Here is a 20,867-nt window from a genome sequence, read left to right as displayed (position 1 = left end):
ATCTCTGATCCAGCGCTCGCGGCACGGGTGGCGCATTGGTGTGCGACACGGGCAGCGCTTCTCCTTGAGCGGCCGCGCGTGCTCGCCTAAGTCCCCGCCATGACTTCGACCAACGACATCCGCCGCGGCTTTCTCGACTATTTCGCTCGCGCAGGCCACCAGCCCGAGCCGAGCGCGCCGCTGGTCCCGCAGAATGACCCGACGCTGATGTTCGTGAACGCCGGCATGGTGCCGTTCAAGAACGTGTTCACCGGCCTGGAAAAGCGGCCTTATTCGACCGCGACCTCGTCCCAGAAGTGCGTCAGGGCAGGCGGCAAGCACAACGACCTCGACAATGTCGGCTACACCGCGCGGCATCATACGTTCTTCGAAATGCTCGGGAACTTCTCGTTCGGCGATTATTTCAAGGAACAGGCGATCACCCATGCCTGGACCCTTCTGACGAAGGATTGGGGCCTGCCGCCGGAGAAGCTGACCGCGACCGTCTACCATACCGACGACGAAGCGTTCGGGTTGTGGAGGAAGATCGCCGGCCTGCCGGAAGAGCGGATTATCCGCATCCCGACCAAGGATAATTTCTGGGCAATGGGCGACAGCGGGCCGTGCGGTCCCTGCTCCGAAATCTTCTTCGATCATGGCGACCATATCGCCGGCGGCCCTCCCGGCAGCCCGGATGAGGACGGGGACCGTTTTGTCGAGATCTGGAACCTCGTCTTCATGCAATATGAGCAGGAGGCCAACGAGATCGTGGGCAACCTGCCCAAGCCGTCAATCGACACCGGCATGGGGCTGGAGCGCATCGCGGCGGTGATGCAGGGGGTCCACGACAATTACGACACCGACACGTTCCGGGCGCTGATCGAAGCATCCGAATCGCTCACCTCGACCCATGCGGAGGGTGAGCGCAAGGCATCGCACCGCGTGATTGCGGACCACCTGCGATCGGCTGGCTTCCTGGTCGCGGACGGCGTGCTGCCCGCCAACGAGGGACGCGGCTATGTGCTGCGCCGGATCATGCGCCGCGCGATGCGGCACGCCCATCTGCTGGGCGCGGCCGAGCCCTTGATGCACCGCCTGGTGCCGGCGCTGGTGGCTGAGATGGGCGCAGCCTATCCGGAGCTGGTCCGCGCGCAGCCGCTGATCGAGGCGACGCTGCGCCAGGAAGAGACGCAGTTCAGGAAGACGCTCGACCGGGGGCTAAAGCTGCTGGACGAGGCTACCGCGACGATGACGCCCGGCGCGACGCTGGCGGGCGAGACCGCGTTCCGCCTGTACGACACGTTCGGCTTCCCCTTCGACCTCACCGAGGATGCCCTCCGTGCCCAGGGTCTCGGCGTCGACCGTGAGGGCTTCGACGCGGCCATGGCCGAACAAAAGCGGGCGGCCCGTGCTGCATGGAAGGGATCGGGCGCGAAGGCATCCGACGAGCTGTGGTTCGACATCGCGGAGGAGCTCGGCGGCACCGAATTTACCGGCTATGCTAATGACACGAGCGAGGCCCAGGTGCTGGCGCTGGTCAAGAATGGCGAGCGGGTCGAGCACGCGACGGCTGGCGACGACGTGGCGGTGATCGTCAACCAAACCCCCTTCTACGCGGAAAGCGGTGGGCAGGTCGGCGACACGGGCACGATCACCAGCGACGCGGGCCTTACGGCATCCGTCACGGACACCGCAAAGCAACTCGGGCGTTTGTTCGTGCACCATGCGCGGGTCGATGCGGGCGTCATCCGCCTCGGCGATACCGTGCGCCTCACGATCGACGTCGCCCGGAGGGCGCAGATCCGCGCCAATCACTCCGCCACCCATCTCTTGCATGAAGCGCTGCGTCAGCGGCTCGGCACCCATGTCTCGCAGAAGGGTTCACTGGTCGCGCCGGAGCGGCTCCGCTTCGACGTGTCGCACCCAGTGGCAATGACAGCGGCCGAGCTGTCCGACGCCGAAGCGGCCGTGAACGCGCAGATTCGCCGCAACGGCAGCGTCGTCACTCGCCTGATGACCCCCGACGACGCGATCGCGATGGGTGCGATGGCGCTGTTTGGCGAGAGATACGGGGACGAGGTTCGCGTCGTTTCGATGGGCGCCGAGGACGGCGGCGAAACCTACTCGATCGAGCTATGCGGCGGCACTCATGTCGGCGCGCTGGGCGACATTGGCGTGTTCAAGGTCGTGGGCGAAGGTGCCGTGTCCTCCGGTGTCCGCCGGGTGGAGGCGCTGACGGGCGAGGCGGCACGCGCATACCTCAACAGTCGCGACGCCATGCTGCGCGAAGCAGCCGCAACGTTGAAGGCGAGCCCCGAGGAAGTGCCTGCCCGCGTCGCCGCCCTTGTTGACGAACGCCGCCGCCTGGAACGCGAACTGGCCGACGCAAAGCGCGCGCTCGCAATGGGCGGCGGGCAGGGCGGGCCGGTCGGCCCCGAGCAGGTCGGCAACATCGCCTTCATCGGACAGGTGCTCGACGGGTTCGAGGCCAAGGGCCTGCGCGGCGCGGTCGACGAGGCGAAGGGGCGGATCGGCTCCGGCGTTGCCGCCCTGATCGCCATCAACGAAGGGCGCGCCTCGATCGCGGTTGGCGTAAGCGATGATTTGGTCGGTCGCTTCAACGCCGTTGAGCTGACCCGGTTGGCGGTCGGTATCCTTGGCGGGCAGGGTGGTGGTGGCCGCCCCGACATGGCGCAAGGCGGAGGGCCGGACGGCACCAAGGGGGCCGAAGCCCTTGCCGCGATCCGTTCCGCCCTGGCCGAAGCGGTCATCGCCTGAGTTCAGCCGGGCGGGGCGGCTCTTGCTGCCGCCCCGCCCGGTAATGAACGCGCGCCGGACCAGATCGCCCCGATCTCGGCCGACTTACTCGCTGGCTGTTGACGGCGTGCTGGACGGCGCCTGGCTGCGCAGGCGAATGCGCCGGATCCGGGGCTCCCGGTCCAGCCGAGCCTCCCGCCGGATCGCCTGGCGCAGATCGTCCCGCTTCTGGTGAATGGAGGCGATCACCGGCCCCACTGCCATGCCCATGTCCACAAGCACCGCTTCCGACAGCTGAAGCGAGCTTTCCAGCGTCTCTGGTACCGCGTCGGTCACGCCCGCCCGGTACAGCTCGGCCGCATGCCGGGGGTCGCGCGCACGGGCGATGATCGGCAGGTCGGGGGCGAGCGCGCGCATCTGGCGCGTCAGCCGGACGGTCAGGACGGGATCGTCCATCGTCAGGATCAGCGCCCGCGCCTGGGCCAGGCGCAGCTTCTCCGACATGCCGCGCCGTGCGGGGTCGCCGAACACCACCGGATATTTATCGCGCCGCGCTGCGGCCACGGCGTCCACGTCAGCCTCAACGGCCAGGTACGATATATCATGGGCCGACAACATATCCGCCACGATACGGCCCACCCGGCCAAAGCCGATGATCACCGCGCCCGGCCCTGTGTCGGGGATGGCCGGCTCTTCCTTGTCCTTGCCGGACCGTTCGATGCGACGCGCGGCGACGCTGCCCAGCCGGGCCAGCAATGGCGTCAGCGTCAGCCCGATCGCCGTTACCGCCTGCCAGAACGCTGCCGTGGGTTGGGAGATCAGCCCGGCTGCGGTGGCGGTGCCGAGCACGATCAACGTCGTCTCTGACGGGCTGCCCATCAGCAATCCTGTTTCCGCGGCCACTCCCGGACGGGCATTGGCGACTCGAAGCAGCAGAAACGTCACCACCGTCTTCACGGCAACCACGCCCACCACCGCCAGCAACAGCGATGGGCCGCTCGCCCACAACGCGCGTGGGTCCACACCCATCCCGACCGTGATCAGGAACACGCCCAACGCCAGACCACGGAACGGCGCGGTGATCGTCTCCACCTCGTGATGATAGTCGGTTTCGGCGATCAGCAACCCCGCCAGCAGTGCACCCACGATCGGGGACAGGCCCGCAGCGCTGGTCGCGACGCTGGCGACGATCGCGACCAGCAGCGAGGCGGCCAGGAACACCTCCGGGCTTTTGGTGCGGGCCGCCTGCGCGAACAGGCGTGGCAATATGAACCGCCCCCCGACGTACAGGGCGGCAATCGTCAGCGCGCCCATCAGCGCGACGAAGCCGACGCCGGCAAGCCCGTTTCCGCCCGCAGGGCCGATGGCGCTGAGCAGGAAGATGATCGGGACCAATGCCAGGTCTTCGAACAACAACATGGCGAACGCCGCTCGGCCGACCGGGCTTGTTGTCCCCGCCAGCGGCAGCACCAGCGCCGTCGACGACAGGGCAAGCGCCAGCCCGAGGCCGAGCGAGCCTTGCCAGTCCTGCCCCAGCACGATCAGGCCCGCCCCGATCAACAGGGCGGACCCGCCAAGCTCCGCCGCCCCGGTTCCGAATACCAGGCGGCGCAGTGACCATATCCGCTTGAACGAGAGTTCCAGCCCAATTGCGAACAGCAACAGGATGATGCCGAACTCCGCAAACGGTTCGATGGCATGCGGGTTGGAGATGGTGATGTGATAGAGCCAGGGCTGGCTTGTCACCAGACTGCCGAGGCCCGATGGCCCTACCAGCATCCCGACCAGGATAAAGCCGATGACCGGGCTGATACGAAATCGGGCAAACGCGGGAATGACCAGCCCGGCCGCGCCCAGGATCACCAGGGTGTCGGACAAGCCTTGATTGGATAGTGTGATCGCCATGACACGCTTGTACCGCTGTCAGCCGCCATGTCAGCAGTTACCAGCCCAACAGCCATGTTCTGTCGCGAGGTGTTAATGATCGGGCCGCTTTGAAGGGGTATCCACCAGGGAGAGCGCGTTGATCATCACCTTTGTGCAAGCCGTTGCAGTGGTTCAGGCAATCGCACCGCCCGCTCCCCCATCGCCGCCGAGGCCACCGGCACTATACCCAGGCGTGATTGTATCGAGCGCCGGCGTGGAGCGTGTTCGGTTTCCGGTCGATCTGATCGTACGCGGGCCTGAAGGCCCGCTGTGGCAGGGCAGGGTCTGGGTCAGCAACGCCGGCCCGACGAACCTCCGCCAGTCCCGTAGCGAGCCGGGTGATCCGGCCTGCCTCGCCGCCGGCATTTCGAGCTTCGGCACGCAGCGGGTCAATGAGGTCAATGTCGACCTCAATCAGTTCAATTCCCCCGCCGATCCGGCAAGGGCCAACGTCACTGTCCGCTGGATCCGCCCGGCTGGCCAGGGATGCGCCGAACTCGGCTCCCGAACGGTGGAGCTTCGGCAATCGGTCAGCCTGCCCGCGGGCCAGACCGTGACACTCAACGGCGACGGTGGCTTGGTCGTGGAGCTGCGCCGCCGCTGACAAGGCCGGGCGACCGATCGACGGCCGCCCGGTATTGGTTCAGGCCCAGCTCGCCATCCGGGTCTCGAGGTTCTCGCGGATCGCCTCAAAGAACTGCTCGGTGGTCATCCAGGGCTGGTCGGGACCGATCAGGATCGCCAGGTCCTTGGTCATCTTGCCGCTTTCGACGGTTTCGATGCACACCTGCTCCAGCGTCTCGGCAAAGCGCGTGACGTCTGGGGTGTCGTCGAACTTGCCGCGATACTTCAGGCCGCCGGTCCAGGCGAAGATGGACGCGATCGGGTTGGTGGACGTCGCCTTGCCCTGCTGATGCTGGCGATAGTGGCGCGTGACGGTGCCGTGGGCGGCCTCGGCCTCCACCGTCTTGCCGTCGGGGGTGAGCAGCACGGAGGTCATCAGGCCGAGCGAGCCAAAGCCCTGTGCGACCTGGTCCGACTGCACGTCGCCGTCATAGTTCTTGCAGGCCCAGACGAACTCGCCGTTCCACTTCAGCGCCGACGCGACCATGTCGTCGATCAGGCGGTGCTCGTAAACGATGCCCGCTTCCTTGAACTTGTCGGCGAACTCGGCCTCGAACACCTCCTGGAACAGGTCCTTGAAGCGGCCGTCATAGGCCTTCAGGATCGTGTTCTTGGTTGACAGGTACACCGGCCACTTGAGGTCCAGGCCATAGTGCATCGAGGCGCGCGCGAAGTCGCGGATCGAATCGTCCAGGTTGTACATCGCCATCGCGACGCCCGGGCCCTTGAACTGGTACACTTCGCGGTCGATGACCTGGCCGTCCTCACCCTCGAACACTAGGCGCAGCTTGCCGGGGCCGGGGATGCGGGTGTCGGTGGCGCGATACTGGTCACCAAAGGCATGGCGACCGACCACAATCGGGTGGGTCCAGCCCGGAATCAGGCGGGGAACGTTCTTGATCACGATGGGCGCACGGAAGATGGTGCCGCCCAGGATGTTGCGGATGGTGCCGTTTGGCGACTTCCACATTTCCTTCAGGTTGAATTCCTTCACGCGCGCTTCGTCGGGCGTGATGGTCGCGCACTTGACGGCGACGCCGTGCTTGCGGGTCGCGTTGGCCGCATCGATCGTGATCTGGTCGTTGGTCTCGTCGCGCTTCTCGACGCCCAGGTCATAATAGTCGAGCTCGATGTCGAGATACGGCTTGATCAGGCGTTCGCGGATCCATTCCCAGATGATCCGTGTCATTTCATCGCCGTCGATCTCCACGACGGGCGTTTTCACCTGAATCTTCGCCATATGTCCTGTTCCTTGGGAAGGGGTTGAGGCGCGTCTAGGGGAGGGGACGGCAGCGATCAAGCGAACCGCGGGCTACGCAGCCGCCCGCCAATACGTTTCCGAGATGCCCTGTCATGCAGCGCTGAGGCAAATCCGATCCGGCGCAGTCGACAGCAAAGCTAGTCACCCAGCCCTGATCGTCAGCAGAGCCGTGCCGCGCCGCACTGCCAGAATCTGGCATAAGCATCGGACTCGATCCTGACGCCTCCAATTGTCACAATGGGCCAGGACGGTTAGGCTGGGCCCATGTCATCGCTCGAAAAGCCGCCTGTAACCACCACGACGGTCAAATGGAGATTCCCCGCCGTCCATCCCGAAGGGCGAAAGTACACGGCGATCGCGGTTGGGCTGACGTTGCTCGCGACAATCGTGACAAAGGTTCTGTTCTGGCCGTTCGTGGGTCTGACGATCTGGGTCGCTGCCTTTTTCCGGGACCCCATCCGCACCACCCCGACAGGCGAGGGGCTGGTGATCGCGCCGGCCGACGGCCTCATCACCATGATCCAACGCGTGCCCGTGCCGCGGGAGCTGGTCGGCGATCTGGGGGCGGAGCCGCTGGTCAGGGTGTCGATCTTCATGTCGGTGTTCGACGTCCACATCAATCGAACCCCGATCGCGGGCACCATTCGGCAGGTTGTGTATATTTCCGGCAAGTTCCTCAACGCCGACCTCGACAAGGCGTCGGACGAGAACGAGCGCCAGCACATCGTTGTCGAGGGCCGGGACGGGCGCCGCATCGGCTTCACCCAGATCGCGGGATTGGTAGCACGGCGCATCGTCGGCTTCGTCAAGCCTGGCGACATGGTGGCAACCGGTCAGCGGATCGGCCTCATCCGCTTCGGCAGCCGGGTCGACGTGTTCCTGCCCGACGATACCGCACCGCAGGTCACGCTGGGGCAGCGTTCAATCGCCGGTGAAACGGTGATCGGCCGGGTCGGCGGGCAGCCTGTAACCGGTATCTCGCAGTGACGCGGCAGAGGGGTTGCTTCCCGCCGGGCTCAAACCTCAGCCTCGGCTCTCCCGGGCTCCGGTCTGATTACCGCGCCGGAGACCAGAACTGATGTCGCTGGGTCCACGTCCGCGCCGTCCCGTTCGCGGCCTGCCGTTACGGGCAGTGGCGCCTAACGCCGTCACGGCTCTTGCCCTGTGCTCCGGGCTGAGCGGCGTTCGCTTCGCCATCGGCGGCGAATGGCAGCAGGCAGTGGCAATGATCATGGTCGCGGGCGTACTGGATGGTATCGACGGCCGCATCGCCCGGCTGCTCCACGGTGAAAGCCGCTTTGGCGCAGAGCTGGACTCATTGTCGGATGCGATCAGTTTCGGCGTAGCACCAGCTCTGATCCTGTATCTTTGGTCGCTTCAGGCACTGCCACGGATGGGCTGGATCTGTTCATTGATCTTGGCGGTGTTCTGCGCCCTTCGTCTGGCGCGCTTCAATGCAAAGATCGACGAAAGCGACCAGCCTCACAAATCCGCCGGCTTCCTGACGGGTGTCCCGGCGCCCGCCGGGGCTGGCCTGGCCCTGCTGCCAATGTTCATCTGGTTCTGGTCGGACGAACCCTTGGCTGCCTCGCCCTATCTGGTTGCGCCCTGGGCGGCCTTTGTTGCGCTCCTGATGGTGTCCAGCGTTGCGACCTATAGCTGGTCGTCGCTTCGGCTGCGCCGCAACATCCGGTTTGAAGCGCTCGCCCTGGTAGTGCTGCTCGGCGCGGCTCTGGTTACCGCGCCATGGCAGACCCTCACCGTTGTCTGCATTGCCTACCTGCTGACGATCCCGCTCAGCATGATAGGCTACACCCGCATCAGGCGGCTGCGCGCAACCGGCGCACTGCCGCGGGTACCGGATTTGCCGCCGACCAGCGCCTGACAGCGATGCGACGTTCGGCGACTGCCAACGTAGCAAGTGGTGCGAATCCAGCCTCGGCGTGACCGCGGGCAAGACGCGTGATGCGCTGCCACTGCGGCGCAACCGACGCGTAGATGACTGAAACGGATGCGGCGAACGCGCCGACAAAAACCACGATCCCGAAAACTGCCGACATGTTCGCTCCCTACTCTTGCGAACTCATTGTTCCGCAAGCCCAAACCGACAAGTTATCCACAGGTTCCGGACGCCTCAGAAAAACCGATAACTTAGAGCTACTTCCCGGTTTTCATCGCCGCCGTCAGATCTCTGGACCAGCTGTGATCCCCATATGTTCCTTTCATGTTCCGCTGTCAAGGTAATTCGGTGGTGTTGCCTGGTGCACCGCGATCGGCTAAGGGCGCGCCCCTAAACCCCGCATGGGAAGCATCATAACCCGGTGCGCCGGCTTCTTAGCCACGCGTCATCCGCTTCCCAGAGGCTCAACCGGAAGGAATTACTCCATGGCGGCACCAGTCGTCAGCATGCAGCAGCTTATCGAAACCGGCGCGCACTTCGGCCACCAGACTCACCGCTGGAACCCGAAGATGAAGCCGTACATCTTTGGCGATCGTAACGGCGTCCACATCCTGGACCTGTCGCAGACGGTGCCGCTGTTCGCCCGCGCTCTCGAATTCGTCAGCCAGACTGTCGCCGGCGGCGGCAAGGTCCTGTTCGTCGGCACCAAGCGCCAGGCGCAGGAGCCGATCGCTGATTCGGCGCGTCGTGCGGGCCAGCACTTCGTGAACCACCGTTGGCTGGGCGGCATGCTCACCAACTGGAAGACGATCTCCAACTCGATCAAGCGCATGAAGTCGCTCGAAGAGCAGCTGAGCGGCAACACCGCCGGCCTGACCAAGAAGGAGGTGCTCCAGCTCACCCGTGAGCGCGACAAGCTTGAGCTCAGCCTCGGCGGCATTCGCGACATGGGCGGCATTCCGGACGTGATGTTCGTGATCGACGCCAACAAGGAAGAGCTGGCGATCAAGGAAGCCAACACGCTCGGCATCCCTGTCGTCGCGATCCTTGACTCGAACGTGTCGCCCGACGGCATCGCCTTCCCGGTTCCCGCGAACGACGACGCGAGCCGCGCGATCCGCCTGTATTGCGAAGCCATCGCGATTGCGGCGACCCGCGGAAACCAGCAGGGCCAGCAGCAGCGCGGCGTTGACGTTGGCGCCCTTGAAGAGGCTCCGACCGAAGAAGCGCTGACCGTTCCCGCCGAGGACACCGGCGCTGCAACCGTTGAGGGCGCTGGCGCAGAGACCGAGCGCGCGATCGACGCGTAATCGTCACGATTGACTGTCAGCGGGCGGGGTAGGGCAAGCGCTCCGCCCCGCCCGCACTCACATTCCAAGAGGATCAAGAACATGGCCGACATCACGGCAGCGATGGTCAAGGACCTGCGCGAAAAGAGCGGCGCGGGCATGATGGACTGCAAAAAGGCGCTGAACGAAACCGCTGGCGAGATGGATGCCGCGATGGACTGGCTGCGCACGAAGGGCCTCGCGGCCGCGCAGAAGAAGTCCAGCCGCACCGCGGCCGAGGGCCTGGTCGGCGTCGCCACCAGCGGCACGAAGGGCGCAGCGGTTGAGGTCAACTCCGAAACCGACTTCGTCGCCAAGAACGATCAGTTCCAGGGCTTCGTGCGTGAGGTCGTCCAGATCGCGCTCGCGACCGGCGACGACGTTGAGGCGCTCAAGAAGGAGCAGATGCCGTCAGGCACCACGGTCGCCGAAGTGCTGACCAACAACGTCGCCACGATCGGTGAGAACCAGTCGATCCGCCGCGCCAAGCGCCTTGAGGTCGAGAAGGGCGCGGTTGTGTCCTATGTTCACAACGCCGCATCGGCGGGCCTGGGCAAGATCGGCGTGCTGGTTGCGCTCGAGTCGGACGCGGCTGACGATGTCCTGCAGGGCCTGGGCAAGCAGCTGGCGATGCACATCGCCGCCGCATTCCCCAAGGCGCTGAACGAAGCGGACCTCGACGAGGCCGAGATCGAGCGTGAGCGCGCGATCGCGACCGAGAAGGCAGCCGAGAGCGGCAAGCCTGCCGACATCATCGCCAAGATGGTGGAAGGTTCAATCGCCAAGTACCGCAAGGAGCACGCGCTGGTCAGCCAGCTGTTCGTGATGGACGGCAAGACCAAGATCAGCGACGTCGTTGCCAAAGCGGGCAAGGATGCAGGCACGGCCATCGTGCTCAAGGACTATGTCCGCTTCCAGCTCGGCGAGGGCATCGAAAAGGAGTCGTCCGACTTCGCGGCCGAAGTGGCTGCCGTCTCCGGTGTGCCGCAGAGCGCCACCGCGGCCTGATCCGCACCGCCACGATCAGTGGCGGCCAGTCACCCCGGGCAGGCGCCCGGGGTGATCGCGGCACCGGCCGCACATGTATTGAAGATTTCGTGCAAGGCATTGCCCCTGCGCGCGACCCCGAGTACCTCCGCACCCCATGACGGCTCCCCAGTTCAAACGCATTCTCCTCAAACTCTCGGGCGAGGTGCTGATGGGTGATGGCAAGCTCGCGATCGATCCGGAGGTGACCGCCCGCGTCGCCCAGGAGATCGCCGATGTGCGTGCCGAGGGGTATCAGCTCTGCATCGTGGTCGGGGGCGGCAACATCTTCCGTGGCCTGTCCGCCGCAGCCAAGGGCATCGAGCGCGCCACCGCCGACTACATGGGCATGCTGGCAACCGTGATGAACGCCCTGGCCGTGCAGAACGCGCTGGAGCAGATCGGGGTTGAAACCCGCGTTCAGTCGGCGATCCCCATGGCAAGCGTATGCGAGCCGTTCATCCGCCGCCGCGCCGAGCGCCACCTGGAGAAGGGGCGTGTGGTGATCTTCGCCGCAGGAGTCGGCTCTCCCTTTTTCACCACCGACTCAGGCGCAGCGCTCCGCGCCGCCGAAATGAAGTGCGACGCCCTGTTCAAGGGGACGAGCGTCGATGGCGTGTACGATGCGGACCCCAAAAAGGTGCCGACTGCCAAGCGCTATGAAACCGTGACATTCAGCCGGGTGCTGTCCGATGACCTGAAGGTCATGGACGCGTCCGCCGTGGCCCTGTGCCGCGATAACAACATCCCGATCGTGGTGTTCAACATCCGTGAGCATGGCAATTTCGCCGCCGTGCTGGCCGGGGAAGGGACGTCCACCATCGTTCAGACCCAGGAGATGGCCGATGCCCGCCTATGACAAGTCAGACCTGGAGCGCCGCATGGTCGGCGCCGTCGATTCGCTCAAGAGCGACCTGGCGGGCCTGAGGACCGGGCGCGCCTCGACCGCGTTGCTCGATCCGGTGACGGTAGAGGTCTATGGCAGCCACATGCCGCTGGTCCAGGTCGCAACCGTGTCTGCGCCCGAGCCGCGGATGCTGTCGGTGCAGGTCTGGGACAAGTCGAATGTCGGGCCGGTGGAAAAGGCGATTCGCTCGGCGGGTCTCGGCCTAAACCCGATCAACGATGGCAACACGCTTCGCCTGCCCATCCCCGACCTGACCGAGGAGCGCCGCAAGGAACTCGCCAAGCTGGCCGGCCAGTACGCCGAAAAGGCGCGCATCGCGGTTCGCAACGTGCGCCGCGATGGCATGGACAGCCTGAAGGTCGATGAAAAGAAGGGCGTGTTTGGCGAGGACGAGCGCAAGCGCCACGAAACAGAGATCCAGAAGCTGACCGACAAGACCATTGCCGATCTGGACGCAGCAGCGTCGGCGAAGGAAAAGGAAATCCTGGGCAAGTGATCGTCGTCCGGCCCCTGTTCTCCTGCGCTCCTTGCGCAGCGGAGTTGGCCGGCACCACGGGGCGTCGGGGCTGGTGAGTTCCGCTCCCATCCTTACTCCGGTCGCGGAGGCGGCGGCGATCCCGCGCCATGTGGCCATCATCATGGACGGCAACGGTCGTTGGGCGAAACAGCGCGGCCGTCCCCGGATCTTCGGGCACAAGGCCGGGGTGGAGGCGGTGCGCCGTGTGACGCGAGCGGCTCGCGCAATGGGGATCGAGGCACTGACGCTGTATGCGTTCTCGTCGGAGAACTGGCGTCGGCCCGAAGCCGAGATCGGCGAGTTGATGGGCTTGCTCCGGATCTTCATCCGCTCGGACCTCAACGAGCTCGCGCGCGAGAATGTCCGCCTGCGTATCCTCGGCGACTATCGCCGGTTCGCGCCGGACCTGGTGGAGATGATCGACGACGCGGTTGCCCGGACCGCAACGAATAGTGGCCCGATCCTCGCGATTGCACTGAACTATGGTGCTCAGGCCGAACTGGCGGCCGCCGCGCGGCGGCTCGCGGCACGGTTGCCCGCCGACGCCATCGACGAGGCGGCAATCGAGGCGGAGCTCGAAACCCAAGGCCTGCCTCCTCTCGACCTGCTGATCCGCACCTCGGGCGAGCAGCGATTGTCGAACTTCCTTCTCTGGCAGGCAGCTTATGCCGAGCTCCTGTTCGTTGACACGCTCTGGCCCGACTTCGACGAGGGCGCGCTCGCTGAGGCGATTACCGCGTTCGGTTCGCGGCAGCGCCGGTACGGGGGCCTGTGACCGACACTCCTCCGGGTAGCCCGGTGCCTGCGCGATCGTCCGGGCTTGCGGTTCGAACGGTTGCTGGGATCGGCATGGTCGCAGTCGCGATCGTCGCGCTGGCCATTGGCGGTTACCTTTTCTGGCTGCTGTGCGTCGTCGCCGGCCTGTTCATGATGGCGGAATGGTCGGACCTGCACGGCATTGCGCCGCGGCAGAAGCGGCTGGCCCAGTATAGCCTTTTCGTCTCGCTCGCCCTGATGAGTCCGCCGCCGGGCGCTGGGCCGCACTTCTTTGTGCTGGGCGTGCTTGCGGGCGCAGCGTTCTTCATCGTGATCGTTACGGCACGACGAGAACTGGCGGCCGGTACCATCTATGTCGGGCTGCCGATCCTGTCCTTGCTTCTACTGCGGCACCAGCATGAAGGCATTGTCTGGACCCTTTGGGCGCTTTCGCTTGTGTGGGCGACCGACATCGGCGCGTACTTCGCGGGCCGTACGATCGGCGGGCCCAAGCTCGCGCCCAAGCTCAGCCCTTCCAAGACGTGGGCCGGGCTGATCGGTGGTGTTGTTCTGGCGTCGGCACTGGGGGCGGGCTTTCACGCCTTTTACGGCCTGCCGTTGCGAATGACGCTGGCGACGCCGGCACTCGCGGTGCTTGCCCAGGGAGGCGATCTGTTCGAAAGCTCGCTCAAGAGGCGGGCCGGGGTAAAGGATTCGGGTAACATCCTGCCGGGCCATGGCGGCGTGCTTGACCGGTTGGACGGCGTGGTACCGGTGGCGCCGGTCGCTGCATTCCTCGCCGTGGCCGTACCCTGGCTGTATACCTACGCACCGTGGTGAAGACGGTTTCGATCCTTGGTGCGACCGGCTCGGTTGGCACATCGACCCTCGACCTTGTCGAGCGCGAGCCCGGGCGGTTTCGCGTCCGCGCGTTGACCGCGAACTGCGATGTCGAGGGACTGGCTGCTGCCGCCATCCGGACCGGCGCCGAACTGGCGGTTGTAGCGGACGAGGGCTGCCTGCCAGCTCTCAGGTCCGCCCTTGCCGGAACGGGCGTGGAAACGGCCGGGGGCGCGCGTGCCGTGGTCGAGGCGGCCAGGCTGGGCGCGGACTGGACGATGGCCGCGATCGTCGGCTGCGCCGGGCTGGAACCTGTCATGGCCGCGGTAGAGGCGGGCGGCACGGTCGCTCTGGCCAACAAGGAAGCGCTGGTATCCGCGGGTGAGGTGGTGATGGCCGCCGTCCGCCAGTATGGCGCAACCCTGCTGCCCGTCGACAGCGAGCACAACGCGATATTCCAGTGCCTCAGCGTCGATCGGCCGCATGAGGTGCGGCGCATCATCTTGACCGCAAGCGGTGGCCCTTTCCGTGACTGGGCGCTCGACGACATGGCGCGGGTCACCCCGGCCCAGGCGGTTGCGCATCCCAACTGGTCGATGGGCGCCAAGATCTCGGTCGACAGCGCCACCATGATGAACAAAGGGCTCGAACTGATCGAAGCGGCCCGCTTGTTTCCCGTTCCCTCAGATCGGATCGAGATCGTGGTCCATCGCCAGTCGGTGATCCACAGCCTGGTTGATTATATCGACGGGTCCGTGCTGGCACAGCTTGGCCCGTCCGACATGCGGGTGCCGATCGCCCATGCGCTTGCCTGGCCCGACAGGATGGCGACCCCGATGGAGCCGCTCGACCTGGTGAAACTTGGTCGGCTTGATTTCGAGGCGCCTGATGAGACGCGATTCCGCAGCTTGTGGCTTGCGCGGGCGGCGGTGGAAGCGGGGGGCGCCAGGCCGGCAATTCTCAACGCCGCCAACGAGATAGCGGTGGCAGCGTTCCTGGCAGGCCGGATCGGCTTTCTCGAAATCGCCGCAATTGTGGACGATACACTTAGTCGCTACGACCCGCCCGCCCCGGAAACGCTCGACGCCGTTCTCGCGATCGATGCCGAGGCGAGGTCCATTGCGGGCGAGCGGGTGCAAAAGGGGCGCGTAAAGGATCCTGTAGCGTGATCGAGTCCCCCGGCCTTCTTCTTACTCTCCTGGCATTTGCCCTAGTCATCGGGCCGCTCGTGTTCGTTCATGAAATGGGCCACTACCTTGCAGGCCGGATGTTCGGGGTGAAGGCGGAGGCGTTCTCCATCGGCTTTGGTCGGGAGATTGCCGGCTGGACCGACAAGCGCGGCACGCGCTGGAAGCTCGGCTGGCTGCCATTGGGCGGCTATGTCCGGTTTGCCGGTGATATGAACCCGGCCAGCCAGCCGGATGCAGCCTGGCTGGCTCTGCCCGCCGAGGAACGCAACCGCACCTTCCAGGCAAAGCGTTTGTGGCAGCGTGCGATTATTGTTGCGGCGGGACCGGTCGTGAACTTCGTGCTCGCGATTTTCATCCTGGCCGGCTTTGCGATGGCCTATGGCGAGGACCGGACGCCCGCGACCGTGGGCGCGGTTGTCCCGGGTAGCGCCGCGCAGGCGATCGGGCTGCAGGCGGGCGACCGGATCGTGTCGCTGGGCGGTGAACGCATGGACACCTTTGGCGACATGCTGGTGTTCGTGAACCCGCGTGCGGGCGAGCGGGTGGAGGTGGTCGCCGAGCGCAGCGGCGCAACGTTCACCCGGACGGCGACCCTGAAGCGGCAGGTGATGCGTGATCGGTTCGGGAACACCGAAAGCTCCGGTCTGCTCGGGATTTCGCCAGGGCCGTCCAAGCTGGTTCCGGTCGCACCTTGGCGCGCGCCCGTGGTCGCTGCGCGTCAGGTTGGTGACATCGTCTCCCTGACGATCAGCAAGCTGCGCCAGCTCGTCATTGGGCAGGCTCCAGTCAAGGAGTTGCACGGCCCGGTTGGCATGGCGCGCATCTCCGGCCAGTTCCTCAGCCTTGGCGTGCCCGCGTTGGTGTATCTGGTCGCGCTGGTGTCCATCAATCTGGGGTTCATCAATTTGCTGCCAGTTCCCATGCTGGATGGCGGTCACTTGTTCTTCTATGCGATCGAGGCGGTCCGGCGGCGTCCGGTTGAGCCGCGGGTGCAGGAATGGGCATTTCGCGGCGGGCTTGCCGCGATACTGGCGCTGATGCTGGTCGTGACGTTCAACGATCTGGGGTCAGCGGGGCTTTGGAAAAGCTTGGCTGGGTTGATCGGCTGAGCGGAGTGGGGCAGGGCAGACGCGCGGCGGAGCGGGCCTGGCAACAGAATGTCGCACGGACGACAAATAGCCGCAATCGAGACATACAGGGCTGGCGCGAGCGGGTTGGGGTAAACGAGTGTTGGTAACCAAGTCTTCTTTTGGCGTTCGCACGACGGCGGTGCTGCTCACCGGCACCATGATCGCCGGCTTGGCGGGCCATGCGGATGCACAACGTGGTCCGCGTGGCGGCGGCCGTCCCCGCGCTGCCGTGACGGGCCCTGCGCAGAACCTGCCTGCGCCGGCACCGCGCCAAGCAGCGCCCATCACCGATCCTAATGCGCTGACCATCAAGACGCTCCGCGTTGAAGGGTCGCAGCGCATCGAGCCCGAGACGGTATTGTCGTACACGACGCTGCGGGTCGGGAATAGGTACACCAACGAGGTTCTGGACCAGGCCATCAAGGATCTGTTGGCCAGCGACCTGTTCGCTGATGCCCAGATCGAGGGCGCGCAGACCGGCGAGATCGTGATCCGGATTCGTGAGAACCCGATCATCAACCGCGTGATCTTCGAGGGCAACAAGCGCCTTAAGCAGGATAAGATCGACAAGGAGATCAAGCTCAAGCCGCGTCAGATCTTCACGCGCACCGCCGTTCGGCAGGACGTGGCGCGGATCGTCGAGCTGTATCGCCGCCAGGGCCGCTTTGGCGCGGTGGTCGAGCCGAAGATGGTCAGCCTCGACCAGAACCGCGTGGACGTGGTGTTCGAGGTGACGGAGGGGCCGAAGTCCAAGGTCCGGCAGATCAACATCATCGGCAACACCGTCTTCTCGGACGACAAGCTTCGCGAGCAGATGGCTACAAAGCAGGCACGCGCTTTCCGCTTGCTCTCGTCGAACACCACCTATGACCAGGACCGGCTGGCATATGACCAGCAGAAGCTGCGCCAATATTACCTGACCAACGGCTATGCCGATTTCCGGGTGACGAGCGCAGTTGCCGAACTGACGCCGGACAAGCGTGACTTCATCATCACCTATGTCGTCGAGGAAGGGCCGCGCTACAAATTCGGCGATATCACCGTTGACAGTGAGATCCGCGACTTTGATAACGCGAAGCTGGCGGCGTCGCTGCCCGAGAAAAAGGGCGACTGGTACAACGCCAAGCAGGTCGAGGATTCGGTTGACCAGTTGAGCGAGGCCGCGGGCCTGTTCGGCTATGCGTTCACCGACGTCAGCCCGGATTTCCAGCCGGACCGCGAAAACCTGACCATGTCGGTTAATTTCCATATCGCGGAAGCCAAGCGGACCTATGTCGAGCGTATCGACATCACCGGCAACACGCAGACCCAAGACAAGGTGATCCGTCGAGAGATCCGCTTGGCCGAGGGCGATGCGTTCAACAGCTTCCAGGTCAAGCGCTCGCAGGATCGCATCAACTCGCTCGGCTATTTCCAGGACAAGTTCGAGATCAAGCAGACCCCGGGCTCCGCGCCCGACCGGATCGTGCTCGAAGCGAACATGGAAGAAAAGTCGACGGGCGAGCTGCAGCTGTCGGCCGGTTATTCGAGCCTGGAGCGGTTCATCATCCAGGCCAACGTCACCCAGAACAATTTCCGCGGTAAGGGGCAGACTGCTCGCTTCGGCGTCAACTATTCGAGTTATTCCAAGTCGGTCGAGCTGGGCTTCACCGAACCATATCTGTTCGACAAGAACATCGCGTTGGGCGTCGACCTGTTCCGCCGCGACTACAACTCGTTCAACTATATTGGCAGCAATCGGAACACGACCTATCAGCAGGTCTCGACGGGTTTCCAGATTCGCACGGGCGTGCCGCTGACGGAATATTGGACGCTCGCAGGCCGGTACGGCTTCTCGTATGACAAGGTCTCCCTCGACGAGGGAAGCTTCTATACCAATGGCGTCTGCGACCCGCTGAAGGCCGGGCGCTACCTGTGCGAGGCGATCGGCAATCGTATAACCTCGTCGGTCGGCTACACGATCGCTTATGACAGCCTGAACAGCCGTCTGCGGCCAACAGCGGGCCAGCGGCTGGCGTTCAGCCAGGACTTCGCGGGCCTGGGCGGCGACGTGAAGTATATCCGTACCCGCCTGGAAGCGTCCAAGTTCCACAATGTCGGCAGCGGCTTCATCTTCTCGCTGGTCGGGGAGGGTGGCTACATCCGTTCGCTGGAGAAGGATCGTGGGCCCGGTGTCGATCGGATCCGGATTACCGACCGCTTCTATCTCGGCGAGCCCCAGTTCCGCGGATTTGACATTCGCGGTGTTGGTCCGCGCGTGCAGCGCATTCCGTTCACGGTCGCCAACGGCGTGCAGACACCCGTCACCGACCGCGACCAGATCGTCGACGACGCACTGGGCGGCAACGCTTACTACCTGACCCGCGCGGAGCTTGAAATCCCGCTCGGCGCAGGTGCCCGCGAGCTTGGTTTGCGGCCGTCCATCTACATCCAGGCGGGCAGCCTGTTCTCGATCACGCGGCCGCTGCCGACCGCCAACTTCCCGACGACGACCGATGCCAACGGCAACGTCACCGTGCTGCCGCTGACATCGCTGCTGACCGATACGCAGGGCCGCCAGCTCTATATCAACAACAGCACCCAGACGGGAGATACCGCGGCCGTCAGCCGGTACACAACGTGCGCGATCGGCTTCTCGGCGACGTATGGCGGCGCGTGCGCGGGTGGAGAGACCAACGCGATCGCGCAGAACAGTCCGATCCCGGCGTTCAAGGAAGTCTATTACGGCAGCACGGCCAAGCCGCGCGTGTCGGTTGGCGTCGGCGTCAACTGGAACTCGCCGTTCGGCCCGCTGCGTATCGACGTCGCCAAGGCCCTGCTTTCGCAGCCCGGTGATGATAAAAAGCTTATAACCTTTAATGTGGGAACCCAGTTCTGATGACCCTGAAGTCCATGATTCTTGCCGCCGCCCTGATCGCGCCGGCAACCCTCGCCGCCACCACCGCGACCGCTCAGGTTGCGGGCGTCGCGATTGCCGATCCGCAGGCAGCCATGGTGAACACGCGCGCCTGGACTGCCGCGCGCACGCAGATCCAGACTACCTACAAGGCCCAGATCGACCAGGCCGAAACGCGTCGTCAGACTGCTGAGCGAGAGCTTCAGCCGCTGATCACCGCGTTCAACACCGCTCGTGCGGCTCCGAACGCCAACCAGGCGTCTTTGCAGAGCCAAGCGCAAGCGATCCAGAGCCGCCAGGCGACGGCGCAGCAGGATCTCGATCGGCTGACCCTGCCGGCACAGCGCGCTCAGGCTTATGCGCTTGAGCAGATCCAGGCGCAGCTTGGCACCGCGGTGCAGAATGCCGTTCGCGCGAAGAACGTCACCGTGCTGCTCAACCCGCAGGCGGCACTGTTCGCACAGCCAACGGCCGACATCACCTCGGCGATCACTGCCGAGCTCGACCGGCTGGTTCCTAGCGTGAATACGACGCCGCCGGCGAACTGGCAGCCCGGCCAGCAGGGCGCGGGTGCAGCACCGGCAGCGGCAGGCACGCCGGCCCCTGCGGCCACGGCGCCGGCCTCCAACAATCGCCGCAACCAGAGCCGGTGACGGACGCCGCTTCTCCTGCGACCAGCGCGCCTTACTCGCTCGACATCGGGCGAGTAATGGCGGCGCTGCCGCACCGCTACCCGATGCTGCTGGTGGATCGGGTGGAGGAACTCGTGGTCGACGAGCGCATCGCCGCGATCAAGGCGGTGACGATCAACGAAGGGTTCTTCCAGGGGCACTTCCCTGGTCGCCCGATCATGCCGGGCGTACTGATTGTGGAAGCGCTGGCCCAGGCGGCCGGCGTGCTCGCGGTGGAAAGCCTGGGCCTCGCTGGTTCGGGAAAGCTCGTTTACTTTATGGCCATCGACGGCGCGAAGTTCAGGAAGCCGGTCGAACCCGGCGTTCTTCTTCGCCTGGAAGTCAGCTTTGTGCAGAAGCGGGCGACGGTGTGCAAGTTCGTTGGCCAGGCCAAGGTTGACGGTCAGTTGGTCGCCGAGGCGCAGTTCACCGCCATGATCGCGGATCCGCCCAAGGCTTGATCCCGGTGGGCGCCCAACGCGTACTTTGACTTGGACCCAAGGCGCGTGTACGGGCGCGCCTTCCTCCGGCCGGTCGGAAACCGGCCATTTCAGGAGTTTGTGACGTGAAGAAAGATACTCATCCCGATTATCACACCATCAAGGTGCAGATGACGGACGGCACCGTGTTCGAAACTCGCTCCACCTGGGGCAAGGAAGGCGAAACGATGCTGCTCGACATCGATCCGCTGGCGCATCCGGCCTGGACCGGTGGCAACCAGCGACTGCTCGATGCGGGCGGCCAGGTTGCACGCTTCAACAAGCGTTTCGGCGGGCTCAGCCTCAAGGGCCGTTAAAGTCTGTTGCATGGGTGCCGCAGGTCGGTGCCCGTGGTTGCCGTCGATCTCGACTCAGCAAGGCCAGACCGGCGCCGCGTTCAGCGTGCGCCGGTTTTGCTTGGCAGTGTTCCAGCGGCCGAGCCGCGCATCGCGAGCGGGCACAGCCGTTCAGCCCCGGCGATAGCGAGACGATGCTGCCGATCGTTGGCCAGTGACGCCCGGCAAGAACTGGCGGAGAGAGTGGGATTCGAACCCACGGTGGGCGTGAACCCACGGCGGTTTTCAAGACCGCTGCCTTAAACCACTCGGCCATCTCTCCGCTCGCCCCCCGTTAGAGCCGGTAAGCCCGCCTGTGCAAGAGGCGCGATGTTTGGGGTTCCG

Annotated in this window: 18 protein-coding genes and 1 tRNA gene; 16 read left to right on the top strand and 3 right to left on the bottom strand. The window is 65.0% G+C overall.

All coding sequences use genetic code 11. The features are described from left to right. The first annotated feature begins 99 nt into the window (after nt 1–99). Nucleotides 100–2,757 carry an alanine--tRNA ligase gene (alaS, locus tag FHS94_RS07485; protein WP_184056274.1) on the top strand — a complete coding sequence of 886 codons (2,658 nt, stop codon included), beginning with the start codon at nt 100–102 and terminating at the stop codon, nt 2,755–2,757. Between the two features lie 84 nt (nt 2,758–2,841). On the opposite strand, the gene FHS94_RS07480 is transcribed toward alaS, so the two are convergent. Beyond that, entirely contained in the window at nt 2,842–4,641 is a 1,800-nt protein-coding gene (locus tag FHS94_RS07480) for a cation:proton antiporter domain-containing protein (protein WP_184056272.1), read from the bottom strand. A gap of 118 nt (nt 4,642–4,759) precedes the next feature. Here FHS94_RS07480 and FHS94_RS07475 point away from each other — a divergent pair, with 118 nt between their 5' ends. After that, on the top strand, nt 4,760–5,266 hold the full coding sequence (locus FHS94_RS07475) for a hypothetical protein (protein WP_184056270.1): 507 nt from the start codon (nt 4,760–4,762) through the stop codon (nt 5,264–5,266). A 39-nt stretch (nt 5,267–5,305) separates the two neighbouring features. Here the strand turns inward: FHS94_RS07475 and FHS94_RS07470 are convergent, their stop codons facing one another. After that, nucleotides 5,306–6,526: an NADP-dependent isocitrate dehydrogenase gene (locus tag FHS94_RS07470; RefSeq protein WP_184056268.1), complete on the bottom strand. Its 1,221-nt coding sequence runs from the start codon at nt 6,524–6,526 to the stop codon at nt 5,306–5,308. A 285-nt stretch (nt 6,527–6,811) separates the two neighbouring features. Between FHS94_RS07470 and FHS94_RS07465 the strand changes: the two genes are divergently transcribed. The 14 genes from FHS94_RS07465 (at nt 6,812) to rpmE (ending at nt 20,504) form a co-directional block, all read left to right on the top strand. After that, entirely contained in the window at nt 6,812–7,534 is a 723-nt protein-coding gene (locus FHS94_RS07465; protein WP_184056266.1) for a phosphatidylserine decarboxylase, read from the top strand. A gap of 91 nt (nt 7,535–7,625) precedes the next feature. Beyond that, complete coding sequence (locus FHS94_RS07460) at nt 7,626–8,432, top strand: CDP-alcohol phosphatidyltransferase family protein (RefSeq protein ID WP_184056264.1); 807 nt, start codon at nt 7,626–7,628, stop codon at nt 8,430–8,432. 500 nt (nt 8,433–8,932) lie between these two features. Next, entirely contained in the window at nt 8,933–9,757 is an 825-nt protein-coding gene (gene rpsB / locus FHS94_RS07455; RefSeq protein WP_246348423.1) for a 30S ribosomal protein S2, read from the top strand. A gap of 81 nt (nt 9,758–9,838) precedes the next feature. Continuing rightward, a complete protein-coding gene (gene tsf, locus FHS94_RS07450) occupies nt 9,839–10,783 on the top strand; it encodes a translation elongation factor Ts (protein WP_184056262.1) in 945 nt (314 codons plus the stop codon). A 136-nt stretch (nt 10,784–10,919) separates the two neighbouring features. After that, the gene (gene pyrH, locus FHS94_RS07445; protein WP_184056260.1) at nt 10,920–11,660 is read left to right on the top strand and encodes a UMP kinase; all 741 of its coding nucleotides are present in this window, start codon (nt 10,920–10,922) and stop codon (nt 11,658–11,660) included. Next, the gene (gene frr, locus FHS94_RS07440) at nt 11,647–12,204 is read left to right on the top strand and encodes a ribosome recycling factor (protein ID WP_184056258.1); all 558 of its coding nucleotides are present in this window, start codon (nt 11,647–11,649) and stop codon (nt 12,202–12,204) included. Before pyrH ends, frr begins: the two co-directional genes overlap by 14 nt. A gap of 73 nt (nt 12,205–12,277) precedes the next feature. Then, the gene (gene uppS / locus FHS94_RS07435; protein WP_184056256.1) at nt 12,278–13,000 is read left to right on the top strand and encodes a polyprenyl diphosphate synthase; all 723 of its coding nucleotides are present in this window, start codon (nt 12,278–12,280) and stop codon (nt 12,998–13,000) included. After that, nucleotides 12,997–13,821, top strand: coding sequence for a phosphatidate cytidylyltransferase (locus FHS94_RS07430; protein ID WP_425506169.1), 825 nt, complete (start codon nt 12,997–12,999; stop codon nt 13,819–13,821). The genes uppS and FHS94_RS07430 overlap by 4 nt, the downstream gene beginning before the upstream one ends. Continuing rightward, nucleotides 13,818–14,990 carry a 1-deoxy-D-xylulose-5-phosphate reductoisomerase gene (locus FHS94_RS07425; RefSeq protein ID WP_184056254.1) on the top strand — a complete coding sequence of 391 codons (1,173 nt, stop codon included), beginning with the start codon at nt 13,818–13,820 and terminating at the stop codon, nt 14,988–14,990. Before FHS94_RS07430 ends, FHS94_RS07425 begins: the two co-directional genes overlap by 4 nt. Continuing rightward, a complete protein-coding gene (gene rseP / locus FHS94_RS07420; protein ID WP_184056252.1) occupies nt 14,987–16,120 on the top strand; it encodes an RIP metalloprotease RseP in 1,134 nt (377 codons plus the stop codon). The genes FHS94_RS07425 and rseP overlap by 4 nt, the downstream gene beginning before the upstream one ends. A gap of 178 nt (nt 16,121–16,298) precedes the next feature. After that, nucleotides 16,299–19,019 (top strand): outer membrane protein assembly factor BamA, encoded by a 2,721-nt coding sequence (bamA, locus tag FHS94_RS07415; RefSeq protein WP_184056569.1) that lies wholly within the window; start codon nt 16,299–16,301, stop codon nt 19,017–19,019. Further along, complete coding sequence (locus FHS94_RS07410) at nt 19,019–19,690, top strand: OmpH family outer membrane protein (RefSeq protein ID WP_246348422.1); 672 nt, start codon at nt 19,019–19,021, stop codon at nt 19,688–19,690. The genes bamA and FHS94_RS07410 overlap by 1 nt, the downstream gene beginning before the upstream one ends. Continuing rightward, nucleotides 19,687–20,169: a 3-hydroxyacyl-ACP dehydratase FabZ gene (fabZ, locus tag FHS94_RS07405; protein WP_184056250.1), complete on the top strand. Its 483-nt coding sequence runs from the start codon at nt 19,687–19,689 to the stop codon at nt 20,167–20,169. Before FHS94_RS07410 ends, fabZ begins: the two co-directional genes overlap by 4 nt. A 104-nt stretch (nt 20,170–20,273) precedes the next feature. Then, nucleotides 20,274–20,504 (top strand): 50S ribosomal protein L31, encoded by a 231-nt coding sequence (gene rpmE / locus FHS94_RS07400; protein ID WP_184056247.1) that lies wholly within the window; start codon nt 20,274–20,276, stop codon nt 20,502–20,504. Nucleotides 20,505–20,715: 211 nt separating this feature from the next. Here the strand turns inward: rpmE and FHS94_RS07395 are convergent. Continuing rightward, a tRNA-Ser gene (locus tag FHS94_RS07395) sits at nt 20,716–20,805 on the bottom strand. Nucleotides 20,806–20,867: the final 62 nt, after the last annotated feature.

Origin of the sequence: Sphingomonas aerophila, assembly GCF_014199305.1 — a bacterium.
In the GTDB taxonomy this organism is placed as follows: domain Bacteria; phylum Pseudomonadota; class Alphaproteobacteria; order Sphingomonadales; family Sphingomonadaceae; genus Sphingomonas; species Sphingomonas aerophila.
Note: the sequence above shows the minus strand (reverse complement) of the source record. Positions and strands in the feature narration are given on the sequence as shown.

Coding starts and splice junctions, on each gene's coding strand:
- tsf (WP_184056262.1), top strand. CDS start 9,839: ATGGCCGACATCACGGCAGCGATGGTCAAGGACCTGCGCGAAAAGAGC.
- pyrH (WP_184056260.1), top strand. CDS start 10,920: ATGACGGCTCCCCAGTTCAAACGCATTCTCCTCAAACTCTCGGGCGAG.
- FHS94_RS07480 (WP_184056272.1), bottom strand. CDS start 4,641: ATGGCGATCACACTATCCAATCAAGGCTTGTCCGACACCCTGGTGATC.
- FHS94_RS07470 (WP_184056268.1), bottom strand. CDS start 6,526: ATGGCGAAGATTCAGGTGAAAACGCCCGTCGTGGAGATCGACGGCGAT.
- frr (WP_184056258.1), top strand. CDS start 11,647: ATGCCCGCCTATGACAAGTCAGACCTGGAGCGCCGCATGGTCGGCGCC.
- FHS94_RS07465 (WP_184056266.1), top strand. CDS start 6,812: ATGTCATCGCTCGAAAAGCCGCCTGTAACCACCACGACGGTCAAATGG.
- FHS94_RS07460 (WP_184056264.1), top strand. CDS start 7,626: ATGTCGCTGGGTCCACGTCCGCGCCGTCCCGTTCGCGGCCTGCCGTTA.
- rpsB (WP_246348423.1), top strand. CDS start 8,933: ATGGCGGCACCAGTCGTCAGCATGCAGCAGCTTATCGAAACCGGCGCG.
- bamA (WP_184056569.1), top strand. CDS start 16,299: ATGATCGCCGGCTTGGCGGGCCATGCGGATGCACAACGTGGTCCGCGT.
- FHS94_RS07410 (WP_246348422.1), top strand. CDS start 19,019: ATGACCCTGAAGTCCATGATTCTTGCCGCCGCCCTGATCGCGCCGGCA.
- alaS (WP_184056274.1), top strand. CDS start 100: ATGACTTCGACCAACGACATCCGCCGCGGCTTTCTCGACTATTTCGCT.